The organism is Arthrobacter sp. P1_A5, from assembly GCF_056406825.1.
Map to the genome: position 1 here is coordinate 17376 of NZ_JBFTZL010000009.1, position 13418 is coordinate 30793.

Genomic DNA, 13418 nt, shown 5'->3' on the forward strand with positions numbered 1-13418 from the left:
AAGCCGTCCGGGAAGGGTGCCAATGTCAGAAAGAAGCCCATGGCCGCAGCTACAGTGGACGACATCCTCGCGGATCTTCCGCTGGGTTTCGCCAGCCTGATGCTTCGGCCTTCCCGCACGGATGCTGTGATCGAACGCTTTCTGATCGTCGACGCCGATGACGAGACCGCCGACGGCGCGACTGCGTTCGTCCTGCTGATCGGCGTTCGCGGACGCTCCGCGTTGCCCGCAGTGCGGCGCCTCTTGAAAAGCCCGCCCCTGGTCCTGGCCGTCAAGGGCAGCCCCGACGAACTGGCGGAAGCCGAAGAGCTGCTCCGCGCCGCCGGAACCGGCCTGCTGCTGGTGGACCCGGCGGCAGACTGGGACCGCTTGCTGTCCATCGCCAAGGACCGGATCCAGCCGCCCAGCTACCAGCGCGAAGTGCTGACCCTGCTCGAAGAAGACCTCTTCGCCATCGCCCAGACCACGGCCCGCCTGACCTCCAGCCACGTGGTGATCGAGGACGCCGCCAACAAGGTCCTGGCCTACTCCACGGTCACCAACGCCATTGACGAGCTGCGCAAGGCCTCGATCCTGGCCCGGCGCGGYCCGCGCAAATACGAACTCCTGCTCAARGACCTCGGCGCCTACCGCGAGCTGCACCGGACGCGCCTGCCGGTCCGGGTTCCCGCCCGGCCCCAGGACGGCCTGCGGGAGCGSGTSGCCATCAGCCTGTTCGCCGGTGAYCGCATCATGGGCTAYATCTGGCTCCAGGAAACCGGCGSSGGCTTCGGCGACGACGTCGACTATGTGCTCACCGGCTCGGCCGCGCGGGCCTCCGCCGAGCTGATCCGGTACCGCAACCAGCAATCCGTGCACATGCGCGAGGACCGGATCGTGCGCCTCCTTTCGGGTCCCGCGGAGGCTGCGGCGAGCGCGCACAGCGAGAAAATCCCAGCGGACCGCCCTGCGGCCCTGATCCTGATTGGCCTCTCCGCGTCCGAAGCCCAGGAGAACGACGCCGCACTCAAACACGGCGAGCTGGCCAACCTCGCTTCAATCCATGCAGCCGCCTACAAGCCTTCAGCCATCGTGGGACAGTTCCACGGCGACACCGCCGTGATCCTTCCCGGGCTGCAGTCCGCCAACGCCGGGGCCGGTCTGCGGAGTCTGGCCGAGGCAATCGTCAAGGACGCCAACAAGCACCTCGGCATCAGCCCCTTTGCCGCCGTCGGCCCCGCTGTTCCCGATCTGCTATCAATCCATTCCGTGACCGGAATATGCGAAGCGCTGCTGGGCTGCATGCGCCGCTCCGGCGAAGTTTCGGTTGCCACGGTGGACGATTTCGAAGCCGAGATCCTCTTCCACGACGCAGTGGAGAACTTTACGACGGCGGCCTTCCGGCACCGCAGCCTCTGGGCCCTGCTCCGCGACGACGCGGAACTGGCCGTAACCCTGCGTGCCTTCTTCGACGCGTCACTCGACGTGGCCGAGTGCGCGAAGCGGATGCAGCTGCATAAGAACACCGTCTACTACCGGATCGGCAAGGTCAGCCGGGTCACCGGCCTGGACTTCGGCAATCCCCGCCATGCACTGGTCGCGCTGCTGCATGTTCAGGAGTGGTCCGGCATACAGAAGGAGCACGTGGGCAAGAAATGATGACAACACTTGATTCGCCGCCGCTTGCCTTATTACTGGATGACATTGTCCGCGGCCACCGGCCCCGGACGGAAGCGGGGTCAGTCCCCGCAAACATTCCCCACCTGCAGTCCCCGCCGTTCGACCGTTTCGGCATCGCGGTTGCCACAACGTCCGGGGAGCTATTCAGTTCCGGCGACGCCGATCTTCCGTTCTCGATCCAGAGCATCTCCAAGGTCTTCACCCTGGCGATGGCGCTCGGCGCCGATGACTCCGGCTCGTTGTGGTCCAGGGTCCTTCGCGAGCCTTCAGGGACGTCCTTCAACTCTTTGGTCCAGCTTGAAGTCGAGCACGGGATCCCGCGGAACCCGTTCATCAACTCGGGCGCCCTGGTGGTCACCGACCATCTGATGGAAAGAACTCCCGACGCCGCCGCCCAGGTCCTGCGTTTCCTCACCGGCCAGGTGGGTCACCAGAATGGAAGACAGGGTCCGTTCATCGACGAGGCGGCCGCAAAGAGTGAACTCTCCAGCAGCAGCCGCAACCTGGCCCTCGCCCACTTCCTGAAGGAATTCGGCAACCTGCGGCGGCCCGCACAAGCCGTGGTGGAGAACTACGTCCGGCAGTGCTCAATCATGATGACCTGCGTGGAGGTGGCCAAGGCAGGTCTATTCCTCGCGCAGGATGGTCGTGGAGTACAAGGCGCGGTGATCTCCAGGAGCGAGGCTAAGCGCATCGGCTCCATCATGCTGACCTGCGGCATGTATGACGCAGCCGGCGAGTTCGCCTACCGCGTGGGACTTCCCGGGAAAAGCGGTGTAGGCGGCGGCATCCTGGCGATTGTCCCCGGCCAGTGCGCCATCTGCGTCTGGAGCCCGCGGCTGGATTCCAAAGGAAATTCCCTGGCAGGCACGGCGGCTCTCGCTGACCTGTCCGACCGGACCGGGTGGTCGATTTTCTGATCTGACGTCCGGCTGTCCCCACAATCTCCCTCCAGAACCCCATTTAGATCTCTGACAGATCGAAAGGAACACCCATGCCCAACAACCCCAATGACGAGGTTGGCTTGTACCAGGCCGATGGCGGCCACGCCCACGCTTCGGATTCCCTGATCCACGCGGAGGACTCGGGCTATCACAAGAGCCTGAAGCCCCGGCAGATCCAGATGATCGCGATCGGCGGGGCCATCGGGACCGGCCTGTTCCTGGGTGCCGGCGGCCGGCTCAACGCGGCAGGCCCGTCACTGGTCATCGCCTACGCCGTCTGTGGCTTCTTCGCGTTCCTGATCCTGCGCGCCCTGGGTGAACTGGTGCTGCACCGGCCCTCGTCAGGATCGTTCGTGTCCTACGCCCGCGAATTCTACGGAGAGAAAGCCGCGTTCATCTCCGGCTGGTTCTATTGGATCAACTGGGCCACCACCACCATCGTGGACATCACCGCCGCGGCCCTCTACATGAACTTCTTCGGCAAATACATCCCTTGGATGGGGGCCGTACCGCAGTGGGCGTGGGCGCTGATCGCCCTCGTCGTGGTCCTTTGCCTCAACCTCGTCTCCGTCAAGGTGTTCGGCGAGCTCGAGTTCTGGTTCGCCCTGATCAAGGTCGCGGCCCTGGTCGCATTCCTGTTGGTCGGCACCTACTTCGTCATGTTCGGCACGCCCGTGGAAGGCCAGGAAGTCGGATTCAGCCTCATCACCGACAATGGCGGCCTCTTCCCCAACGGGCTGCTGCCCATGATCATCCTTATGCAGGGCGTGCTGTTCGCCTACGCCTCGATCGAACTGATCGGTACCGCCGCCGGCGAAACCGAAAACCCCGAAAGAATCATGCCCAAGGCCATCAACTCCGTGGTCTTCCGGATCGCCGTCTTCTACGTCGGCTCGGTCATTCTGCTCGCCCTGCTGCTGCCCTACACCTCGTATGAAAAAGGCGTCAGCCCGTTTGTGACGTTCTTCGGATCCATCGGTATCCAGGGCGTGGACGTCATCATGAACCTCGTGGTCCTCACGGCCGCCCTGTCCTCGCTGAACGCCGGTCTTTACTCCACCGGCCGCATCCTGCGTTCCATGTCAGTGGCCGGATCGGCCCCGAAGTTCGCCCAGCGGATGAACAAGGCCGGTGTCCCCTACGGCGGCATCGCCATCACCGCCGGCGTCTCCCTCCTCGGGGTCCCGCTGAACTACCTGGTCCCCGGCCAGGCTTTCGAGATCGTCCTGAACGTCGCCGCTGTAGGCATCGTCGTCACGTGGGCCACCATTGTGCTCTGCCAGATCCAGCTCAAACGGTGGGCAGACAAAGGCTGGCTTGAGCGCCCCACTTTCCGGATGTTCGGCGCCCCCTACACCGGTTACCTCTCCCTGGTATTCCTGCTCGGCGTCCTCGTCATGGTCTTCATCGATTCCCCGCTCACATTGCTGGTGACCCTGGTGGCCTGCGCGCTGATGGTAGGCGGCTGGTACGCCTGCCGGAAACAAATCCACGACATCGCCGAAACCCGCGACGGCTTCACTGGCGCCGCGCCCGTGCTGGCCAACCGGACTCCAATCCGCTAATCGAACATCCCAGTGCCGACCAATCCCGCAACCCGGCACCCAACGCGAAAGCCTTCATGAAGCCACGAAACCCGCTGAGTCCCGGCCGAACCAGCACTCTGCAGGAACTCGACCCGCCAGCTGCGCACAAAGACAAGCCGCCGGCGTCGAACGACAGCTGCGAGGACGTCTGCTTCTTCTGCACCGGACCGGAAACAGACTAGCCACCGTTCCGCTGGATTCAGTGGACATGCCATGCCCGCCAACCCAACCCAACCCAAGAAGACAAGTAGTGATGAAAACCGAGTCTGCATCCATAATGACCGCAACCGACACGCACCCAGTTGAAGGCGACACCATCAAACCCGTGCAGACGGCCCCAGGGGCTGTCCTGGATAACCGCAACGGCGCCAGCACCCTCAAGTCCGCCGGCCACGTGATTGTTGATTCGCTCGCGGCGCACGGGGTAGAACGCACGTTTGTTGTCCCCGGGGAAAGCTTCCTGGACGTCCTCGACGGGCTGCACGGCTCTGAGATCGAGACCGTGGTCTGCCGGCACGAGGGCGGTGCCGCCTACATGGCCGAGGCCGACGGCAAGATGAACCAGCGTCCCGGCGTCGCCATGGTCACCCGCGGCCCCGGGGCAGCGAACGCCCACGTGGGCCTGCACACCGCGTGGCAGGACTCCACCCCGATGCTGCTCTTCGTCGGACTGATTCCGTTCGCGCACCGGGACCGCGAGGCGTTCCAGGAGTTCGACATCAAGGCGTGGTTCGACACGGGCGCCAAACGCGTGATGGTCCTGGACCACCCCGAGCGGGCCTCCGAAATTGTCGCGGAGGCAATGTTCGCGGCCATGAGCGGCCGTCCCGGGCCCGTGGTAGTGGGCCTGCCGGAGGACATCATCCGGGTCCCCATTGATCCGGCCCTGCACCCGGCCATCCCGGTGGCCGCGGGCGGGATGAGCAGCACCGATGCCGGTGCGCTGGCTGAGGCGCTGGCACAGTCGAAGAAGCCGCTCTTTGTCACCGGCGGGAATGACTGGACCCAGGAAGCCGCCTCGGAACTAACCCGCTGGCTCGAAAAGCACCACATCCCGGCCGCGGCGGAGTGGCGGACACAGGGGACCGTCTCCTTTGATTCGCCCAGCTACGTGGGGCCGATCGGCTACGGCCGGCCCCGCCCCACCTATGACCTCCTGGAGGAAACCGACCTGCTCGTTTTCGTCGGGACGGTCCCGGGGGACGTGATCACGGACGGTTTCGTGTGCCGGCAGGACTGGAACAAGAACAACTTCCTCGTCAGCATCGATCCCTCGCTGCGCGGCCGCTCCGGTCCGGTCTCCCGCCAGATCCTGGCCAAGCCGGACGCCTTCGTCCGGGACCTGGTCAACATCGACCTGCCCGTCAAGGAGGAGTGGAAGGCGTGGACGGCCCGGATGCGCGCCGAGCAGCGCTCCTTCGCCAGCCTGCCGCCGTCGGTCCCCGGCGACGGGCCCGCGAAGATGGACACCCTGATGGCCAACCTCGTGCCGCTGCTGCCGGAGGACGCCCTGGTGACGTTTGGGGCGGGCGAGCACACCAACTGGGCGCACCGGTACTTCCCCACCCGGCGCTACGCCTCGATGATCAGCGCCCGGAACGGTTCCATGGGGTACTCGGTGCCCTCGGCCATCGCCGCCTCGCTGGCCARCCCGGAGCGCCGGGTGGTCACCATCGCGGGCGACGGGGAATTCCTCATGAACGGCCAGGAGCTCGCCACGGCCGCCCAGTACGGAGCCACGCCGCTGATCATCGTGATGGATAACCAGGAGTACGGCACCATCCGCACCCACCAGGAACGCCACTACCCGTCCCGGGTGTCGGGGACGCAGCTGAAGAACCCCGACTTCGGCATGATGGCCCGGGCGTTCGGCGGTTTCGGCATCACCGTCACCGAGGATAAGGACGTGCCGGCCGCCCTCGAGGCGGCGCTGGCCGCCATCGACCGGGACGGTGTGTTCGCCCTGGTCCACCTCGTCGTCGAACAGCGGGTCAAGGCCTACTAAATCCAAGCTGCCTAACCTGGTTGCGCTATCAGTCCTGGTCGTCATTCGGCGTCCATAACAGCCATGACCGATAGCGCAACAAGTGGTTGGAGGGGTGCCTCGAGGCTACTCCCCTGTTTCGCCGCCTATTCCCCCGTCTCGCCGTCTAGGGCCTCGCGGAGGAGGTCGGCGTGGCCGTTGTGCCGGGCATACTCCTCGATCATGTGGCACAGGATCCAGCGCAGGCTCGGTGCCGAACCGTCGGGCCACGGGCGACGAGCCAATTGGTCCAGGCCGCCGCCGGCCAGGGCCTCCGTGACGCTGGCCCGGGACCGGTCCACGGCGTCCTGCCACAGGGTGCGCAACTGGTCCGGGGTGTCCCCGGCGGCGGAGTGCCACTCCCAGTCCGGGTCGGCCTTCCAATCCACGGCGGCAAACGGGGCCTCCCGGTCCCGGGCGTGCAGGGAACGGGAGAACCATTCGCTCTCCACATAGGCCATGTGCTTTAGGAGCCCGCCCAGCGTCATCGATGAGGCAGCGGTAGTAGCCACGAAGCCGGCCGCGTCCAGCCCTGCGCATTTCCACGCCAGCGTGGCCCGCTGGTAGTCCAGGAAACCCAGGAGGGTCGCGGTTTCGTCGGAGGCGAGGGGAGGCTCCGGGCGGCCCTGATCGTCCACAATTGTCATGCGCGTGAGTCTAGCCGCCCGGCCTCCACGTCGCCGGAAACCGTCCGCTTCGCCGGAAGAGTACGGCGAGCCGGCACGCTTCCGGCGACTTCGACGACGGCGGGCAAGCGCACGGTCCGTCTGGTGCGCACGGTCCGCCTGGCGCGCCGGTGGATGACGTACTCGGCCACCGCAAGGTTGATCACCCAGGCTGCCCCCAGGAGCACCGCCCGGGTCGGCTCGTCGGGCGGGCCCACCAGCAGCATCCACGGCAGCCCTGTCAGCGCCTGCGTTCCCGCGGCGACGCCGATCGCGTAGCCGCGCGTCATCCACGCGCCGTGCCGCACAAAGTCGCGGCGCACAACCGCCACGACTCCCAGGACAATGCTCGCCGCCATGGCCGAGCCGAAGACCAGCCGCAGCACCAACAGCGCCGGTCCGTCCCCGGGCGGCAGCGGATAGAAGACGGCCATCCACAGGCCGGACAGGGCGGCCAGCAAGCCCGCCGGCGCGAGGATGCGGCCGGCGACCCGGTGCCAGCCGCGGCGGCCCCGCAGCGCGGGGAGGAACTGGAACGCACCGAGCAGGCTGTAGGTGGTGACGCTAAGGATGTGCGTCACCACAGGCACGGGCGAGGCGAAGAACCGGGCGTTCTGGGCGGTGATGGCGGCACCGCCGGTCAGTTCCGTCAGCCGCGCCGCGCCGGCGATCACCGGGATGAGGCTGAGAAGGATCAATCCGGCGGCCACTGGCCACTGGGGGCGGCGGCGGACACGGGGGACGGGGGCGCTGCTGGCGTGTGTTGTCACGGCGTGGTCCTTGGCTGGGATGGCTGGTGGCGGTGGTACATGAATCGCGCGGTGTACGGCGTACACCTGATGCGGCCACGTTAGGTGTACGGCGTACACTTGTCAATAGAGAACCGTTAGGGAAGGGTGGCCGGATGACCCAGCAAGCGGAGCGCACGCGCCGGATCCCGTTGAGCCGGGACCGCGTCCTGGCTGCCGCCGTCGTGCTGGCCGATCAGGTGGGGATCGAGGCGCTGAGCATGCGCCGGCTGGCGCAGGAACTCGGCGTCGTCCCGATGGCGCTGTACAAGCACGTGGCAAACAAGGAGGAACTCCTTGACTGCATGGTGGACGCCCTTGTCAGCGAGATCGATCCTCCCGTCCGTGATGCCGGCTGGAAGGACACCGTGCGCCTGAGGGTGCTCTCGGCGAGGGGGGCGCTGCTGCGGCATCCGTGGGCCCGGCAAGTGCTGGAATCGCGCACGAATAAAACGCCGGCGGTCCTTGGCTACATGGACTCGTTCATCGGCATGTTCCTGGCCGGAGGCTTCTCCGTGGACCTGACCCATCACGTCATGCACGCCCTCGGCAGCCGCATGTGGGGGTTTACCCAGGAGCTGTTCGACGACTCCGCCGGCGGGGACGCCGCAGGGCTGGTGACCCTTCCGCCGGAAGCGCAGGCGGCCATGTTCCGGGAGATGGCCGAGCGGTATCCGAACATTCTGAAGGTCGCCACCGCCTCCGCGCACCAGGACTCCGTGGTGGGCCAGGGGTGCGATGACCAGTTCGAGTTCGAGTTCGCCCTGGACCTGCTCCTGGACGGCTTCGAGCGGCTGCACCGGCAGCACTGGAGCTCCACTCCGGCACAAACCAGCCCGGCACAGACCAGCCCGGCACAAACCAGTCCGGCGCAGACCTCCACGCCGGCAACGCCCTGACCGGCCCCTACTCCTCCAGGAACCGCAGCAGGTACGGAAGAGTGGTCCGCATGGCCCGCAGGTCGCCCCCGCTCGCGGCCAGCTCGCCCAAATAATCGCCGTGGCTGCCCGGCACGATCATCAGACGTGCCCCGGGAATGAGCCGTGACATCTGCACGGCATGGTCAGCGCTGACGACGTCGCGGTCGGCGCTCAGCACCAGGGTGCGGGCCGTGATGCGGCGCAGGTCCTCGTCCGGCCAGCCGGGGAAGGTCAGGATCCGCTGGCGGTCCAGTTCGAACATCCGCTCGAGGTGTCCGGGCTCCGGGTTCAGCCGGCGGTCCGCGTCCTGGTACACCTCCGGCATGTCATCGAGGGTTGCCTTTTCCATCCCCTCCCAAAATTCATCGCCCACAGCGTCGCGGCTGGCGAAGGTGGAGGCGGCAATCAGGCACCGCACCATGGACGGATGCCCCATGGCCAGCGCGAGCGCCGTGTGGCCCCCGGCGCTGAACCCGAGCACATCCACGGAGTCCACGTTGAGCTCATCGAGCACGGCTTTGATGTCCTCTGCCGATCCTTCGGCGGTGAGCGGCCGGGCGGTAGCCGCGGTCCGGCCGTGGCCTTCCTCTTCGACGGCGATCACCTGCAGGCTCTCGGCCAGCAGCGCGGGGATGAGGCCGGCGAAGTTGGTCTCGATGCTCGAGCCTCCGCCGGGAATCAGCAACAGCGGGGGCTCGCCGGCCCGCGGGTGACCGTGGACCTCGTAGTACATGCGGAGGTCGCCGTTCGCCGCGTAACCGTGGGTGAATGTCACACGGCATGTTACCGCCGCTAATACCGGGCTGAACAGGGCCTTGCGGACGACGGCGGGAGATTCCCGCCGTCGTCGTGTTGCGTTGCAGGTCAAGCGTTGACGGACTCGGCGATGATCGCGTCGACCTGGCCCAGCGCCTCCCTCATGCCTTCTTCCATGCCCATGGCGACGATCTTCTCCATCTGCTCCTCCGCCTCGAACGTGGACATGATGGTCATTCGGGTGCGGTCGCCGATTGGCTCCAGTGTCACAACTCCATGGATCGTGCCCATGTCGGCCACGGGGTCGCCGTTGTCGTCCGCGAAGCCATCATCGAACTCCAGCCGGTGCGGGGCGTTGATGGTCACGAACCGCCACCAGCCGCGGGCTTTCTCCCCCTCGGGTCCCGTCATGTAGTAGCTGGCCTCGCCGCCCGGGACGAACTCGTGCTTTTCGAAGGTGGCCGGCCACGTGGGCGGCCCCCACCAGCGCTCGAGCTGGCGCGGGTCTTCCCAGATTTGCCAGACGCGCCCAACTCCGGCATCAAACTCGGCGACCACGGTGAGGCTCAGCGCCTCAAGATTCTTGACTGAACTGACAACCGTCATGACGAACTCTCCTATCCTTCAGTTTCCTTCAGCTTGGCCTTGCGATTTATTCGTTGTTCTGGCGCCTGCCTGCGTCTCGCCAGGTTCCGGGGCGGCCGATTCGGCCAGCAGGTCCGCAATCCGGTCGGCGCGCTGGCGCCAAATGACCTCGTAGTCGTCCAGCAGGCGGCGGGCCCGCTGCAGGCCGTCATGGTTGGCCCGCACGATCTGCTCCCTTCCCCGCTTCTCCTTCGAGACAAGGGAAGCGCGTTCCAGCACCGCCACATGCTTCTGGACGGCCGCAAAACTCATGGCGTAGAGGGCAGCGAGCCCGGAGACCGAGTACTCGCCCACCGTCACCCGGCGCACGATGTCCCTGCGGGTCGCGTCGGCGAACGCCTGGAAAAGGCGGTCGAGTTCGTCGTCGCTGAGCTGGGTTCGGAGCTGATCTACAACCATTTGGTTGTAGGATAGTCCGACTGCTCGGGCGTGTCAATGTGTCGGGAATCGACCCCAGCGGCCTCGGCGCTGGGCGGCAAAGTGGCCGGTGTGCGGAGCGTATGCCGAGCGTAGAGTGAGCCCATGAAGCGTGTGTTGATCGACCGCTTCGGCGGCCCCGAAGTCCTGCAGGTGGTGGAGATCGACGATCCACGGCCCGGCCCGGGTGAAGTCCGCGTCAGGGTCCTGGCTTCGGGGGTCTCTTTCACCGATGCCCAGCTCCGCGCCGGCACCTACCTCGGCGGACCGAAGCCGCCGTTCACGCCCGGATACGAGCTCGTCGGCATCGTTGATGAGCTCGGGCCCGGTTGCTCGCGGGTACGGATCGGGGACCGCATCGGCGCGCTGACGGTGTGGGGCGCCAACGCCGAGCGCGTCTGTGTGCCGGAGGCATACGCGGTGGATGTGCCTGAGGACCTCGACCCGGCCGAGGTCGTAAGCCTCGTCTTCCCCTACATGACCGCCTACCAGTTGCTGCACCGGACGGCCCAGGCGAAGCCCGGGGAGAGCGTTCTGGTTCACGGCGCGGCAGGCAGGGTGGGCGCCGCCATCCTCGAGCTCGGAGCACTGGCCCGCCTCCGCCTCTACGGGACCGCCTCCGGCCGGGACCGCGCCGCAGTGGAGCGGCTGGGCGCGGTGGCGATCGACTATCAKAACGAGGATTTCCTGGCCCGAGTGCGCGGGCTCACCGGCGACGGCGTAGACATTGCCCTCGACGGGATCGGTGGGCCGTTGTCTCTGCGCTCCTTCCGGGCGCTGCGGCCCGGCGGCCGGCTCGTTGTGTTTGGCCGCTACGCCACCATCGCGCAGGGGCGCAAGAACTGGCCGGGCGTGATCGCCTGGTACGCGGCAACGGGGAGCGTCGCACTCTGGGGCTGGCTGTCACCCCGCCGAAAGGTGCTGTCCTACCGGATCCAGAAGCTGCGCATCCACCACCAGGACTGGTTCAGGGCAGACTTCTTCGCGCTGCTCGAGTTGCTTCGCCGCGGCGAGATTCACCCGGTGGTGGCCGAGCGCCTGCCGCTTTCGGACGTTCGTCGCGCCCATGAGCTGCTGGGGAGCACCGCGGCGAAAGGGAAGATCGTGCTCGTACCCTGATCGGGCATGGTCGCTGCCGCGACACTACGTGTAAGGCCCCGCCGGGTTCGCGGGAAGCCTGCGAGGTCGCCGGAAGGTTCCGGCGAGTCCGCACGTTTCCGGCGACTTCGCGGCCCAACGCCACGAGGGAGGATAGTTTTAGGGCATGACGGCAAGCTACACGTACGACGTCGAGATTCTGCACCTCCTCGTATCGCCGGCACACGCCTACTTCGGCCGCGCCCGCGATGGTGCGGCGCAGGTCCCCACGACGGACGCGGACCAAGTGGAACTGGTGGCCGGCAAGGGCATCGTCGGCGACCGGTTCTTCGGCAAGGCCGCGCACATGGACGCCGCCGTCACCCTCCTCTCGATCGAGGCCCTCGAGGCGATGGCTGAAAAGCTGGGAGCCGGCCCCTTTGACCCGCTCCTGACCCGGCGCAATGTGGTCCTCCGGGGCGCCCCCCTCGCTCCCCTGCTCGGCGAAGAGTTCGCGCTTGAATCGAAGGGCAACGTGGTCCGGCTCCGGGCCGGACGGCCAGCCCACCCCTGCGCGTGGATGGACCGGATGCTTGCCCCGGGCGCGCACGACGCCATGCGCGGCCGGGGAGGCGTGCGCTGCCAGCCGCTTTCGACCGGCCTCCTGAGCCGCGGCCCGGCCGTGCTGGTCAGCCCCGTCCCGCTCGACCCCGGGCAGGCCGGCGTCCCCACGCTGTTGCGCCCCTCCCGGCTGCCGTAGCGCGGCGAAGACCCGAGCGGCGCGGACGACGGCGGGCGTTGCGTGATCCGGCGAGCGGCGATCATGCTCTTTGCCGCGGATGTGGAACAAATGCGCATCCGAATCGTCCGCAGGAAATAGGCTCGGACTCATCGATCAGGCGGCCGCACGGCAACCGTCAAGTGCAAAAACCGGTGAAGGAGCCAGGGTGGACACCCGAAAGCTGAAGTATTTTCTGGCTGTTGTTGACCACGACGGGTTCAGCCGGGCCGCGGAGCACCTACTCATCGCCCAGCCATCGCTCTCGCAGACCATCGCCGCCCTCGAGAAGGAGCTGGGCGTGCCGCTCTTCCACCGGATCGGGCGGCGGGCGGTGCTCACCGAGGCGGGCAAGGAGCTGATCGGGCCGGCCCGGCTCGTGATGCGCAACCTCGATGCGGCGCAGTCCGCGGTGCAGTCGGTGCGCGGGCTGCGCAGCGGACGGCTGGACATCGTCACGATGCCCTCACCCGGGATCGAGCCCCTGTCCTCGATGATCGCCGCCTTCACCCGTGCCCATCCCTTGGTCAGGCTCAATGTCAGCGCCGCCTTCACCCCGGAGGACGTCATCGAGTCTGTCCGAAGCGGCAGCACGGAGATCGGGCTGGCAGGCTCCCCCACGCCCATCAAGGTTCCCGGTGTTGAGGTGCTGGAGCTCGATCGCCAGCCGCTGATCCTTCTCATCAATCCCCAGTCCGATACGTTTGGCGCCGCAACAACGATTCAACGCGAGGAGCTGGCCGGCCACCGCCTGGTCGCGAGCCAGCGCGGCTCGCTGATGCGCTGGCTTGTGGACGATGCACTGGCGCGGGGGATCGACGCCGAAATCGTCGTCGAGGTCGCCCACCGGACGTCGATCCTGCCCTTGGTCCTGGCCGGGGTCGGCCACGCCGTGATGCCGTCGTCGTGGGCGCCCCTGGCGCACAAATCGGGGCTGCGGACGCTGCTGATCGAACCCGTATCCTACCTGGATGTTGCCGTTCTCAGCCGGAGGGACGACCTGACCCCCGCGGCCCGGTCCTTCCTGGCGGTGGCGCGGCTGCACGCGGCCCCGCAACCGCAAGGAAGGACAGACACGCCTCCCCCGGCGCATCATCAATAGGCTGAACCTATCTAGCGGATCGGATCTTGGTCTTGGACGGCATGTGGTGCCGGCCCGT

The 13418-nt window shown here is 66.9% G+C and carries 13 protein-coding genes; 8 read left to right on the forward strand and 5 right to left on the reverse strand.

Annotation, left to right across the window (positions count from 1 at the left end; all coding sequences use genetic code 11):
- Positions 1–39 precede the first annotated feature (39 nt).
- The 4 genes from AC1D1S_RS03695 to AC1D1S_RS03710 all read left to right on the forward strand — a co-directional run bounded on the left by AC1D1S_RS03695 (position 40) and on the right by AC1D1S_RS03710 (position 6194).
- A complete protein-coding gene (locus tag AC1D1S_RS03695) occupies positions 40–1638 on the forward strand; it encodes a PucR family transcriptional regulator (protein ID WP_476993746.1) in 1599 nt (532 codons plus the stop codon).
- Positions 1635–2579, forward strand: a complete 945-nt coding sequence (locus AC1D1S_RS03700) for a glutaminase (protein WP_243181669.1) — start codon at positions 1635–1637, stop codon at positions 2577–2579. The genes AC1D1S_RS03695 and AC1D1S_RS03700 overlap by 4 nt, the downstream gene beginning before the upstream one ends.
- Before the next feature lie 74 nt (positions 2580–2653).
- Positions 2654–4168, forward strand: a complete 1515-nt coding sequence (locus AC1D1S_RS03705) for an amino acid permease (protein WP_243181668.1) — start codon at positions 2654–2656, stop codon at positions 4166–4168.
- A 298-nt stretch (positions 4169–4466) separates the two neighbouring features.
- Positions 4467–6194, forward strand: coding sequence for a thiamine pyrophosphate-dependent enzyme (locus AC1D1S_RS03710; RefSeq protein ID WP_476993747.1), 1728 nt, complete (start codon positions 4467–4469; stop codon positions 6192–6194).
- A 125-nt stretch (positions 6195–6319) separates the two neighbouring features.
- On the opposite strand, the gene AC1D1S_RS03715 is transcribed toward AC1D1S_RS03710, so the two are convergent.
- Both AC1D1S_RS03715 and AC1D1S_RS03720 read right to left on the reverse strand, forming a co-directional pair.
- Positions 6320–6859, reverse strand: coding sequence for a DinB family protein (locus AC1D1S_RS03715; RefSeq protein WP_243181666.1), 540 nt, complete (start codon positions 6857–6859; stop codon positions 6320–6322).
- Entirely contained in the window at positions 6856–7647 is a 792-nt protein-coding gene (locus AC1D1S_RS03720) for a DUF2306 domain-containing protein (protein WP_476942855.1), read from the reverse strand. The genes AC1D1S_RS03715 and AC1D1S_RS03720 overlap by 4 nt, the downstream gene beginning before the upstream one ends.
- A 134-nt stretch (positions 7648–7781) precedes the next feature.
- Here AC1D1S_RS03720 and AC1D1S_RS03725 point away from each other — a divergent pair, with 134 nt between their 5' ends.
- A complete protein-coding gene (locus tag AC1D1S_RS03725; protein ID WP_243181664.1) occupies positions 7782–8564 on the forward strand; it encodes a TetR/AcrR family transcriptional regulator in 783 nt (260 codons plus the stop codon).
- Positions 8565–8571: 7 nt separating this feature from the next.
- On the opposite strand, the gene AC1D1S_RS03730 is transcribed toward AC1D1S_RS03725, so the two are convergent.
- The 3 genes from AC1D1S_RS03730 to AC1D1S_RS03740 form a co-directional block, all read right to left on the reverse strand.
- Entirely contained in the window at positions 8572–9360 is a 789-nt protein-coding gene (locus AC1D1S_RS03730) for an alpha/beta fold hydrolase (RefSeq protein WP_243181663.1), read from the reverse strand.
- An 89-nt stretch (positions 9361–9449) separates the two neighbouring features.
- The gene (locus tag AC1D1S_RS03735; RefSeq protein WP_028275161.1) at positions 9450–9947 is read right to left on the reverse strand and encodes an SRPBCC family protein; all 498 of its coding nucleotides are present in this window, start codon (positions 9945–9947) and stop codon (positions 9450–9452) included.
- A gap of 18 nt (positions 9948–9965) precedes the next feature.
- Positions 9966–10385 (reverse strand): ArsR/SmtB family transcription factor, encoded by a 420-nt coding sequence (locus tag AC1D1S_RS03740; RefSeq protein ID WP_243181662.1) that lies wholly within the window; start codon positions 10383–10385, stop codon positions 9966–9968.
- A gap of 123 nt (positions 10386–10508) precedes the next feature.
- Here AC1D1S_RS03740 and AC1D1S_RS03745 point away from each other — a divergent pair, with 123 nt between their 5' ends.
- The 3 genes from AC1D1S_RS03745 to AC1D1S_RS03755 all read left to right on the forward strand — a co-directional run bounded on the left by AC1D1S_RS03745 (position 10509) and on the right by AC1D1S_RS03755 (position 13360).
- Positions 10509–11522: a medium chain dehydrogenase/reductase family protein gene (locus tag AC1D1S_RS03745; RefSeq protein WP_476993748.1), complete on the forward strand. Its 1014-nt coding sequence runs from the start codon at positions 10509–10511 to the stop codon at positions 11520–11522.
- Positions 11523–11667: 145 nt separating this feature from the next.
- Positions 11668–12240: an MOSC domain-containing protein gene (locus AC1D1S_RS03750; protein ID WP_476993749.1), complete on the forward strand. Its 573-nt coding sequence runs from the start codon at positions 11668–11670 to the stop codon at positions 12238–12240.
- A 187-nt stretch (positions 12241–12427) separates the two neighbouring features.
- Positions 12428–13360, forward strand: coding sequence for a LysR family transcriptional regulator (locus tag AC1D1S_RS03755; RefSeq protein WP_243181659.1), 933 nt, complete (start codon positions 12428–12430; stop codon positions 13358–13360).
- Positions 13361–13418: the final 58 nt, after the last annotated feature.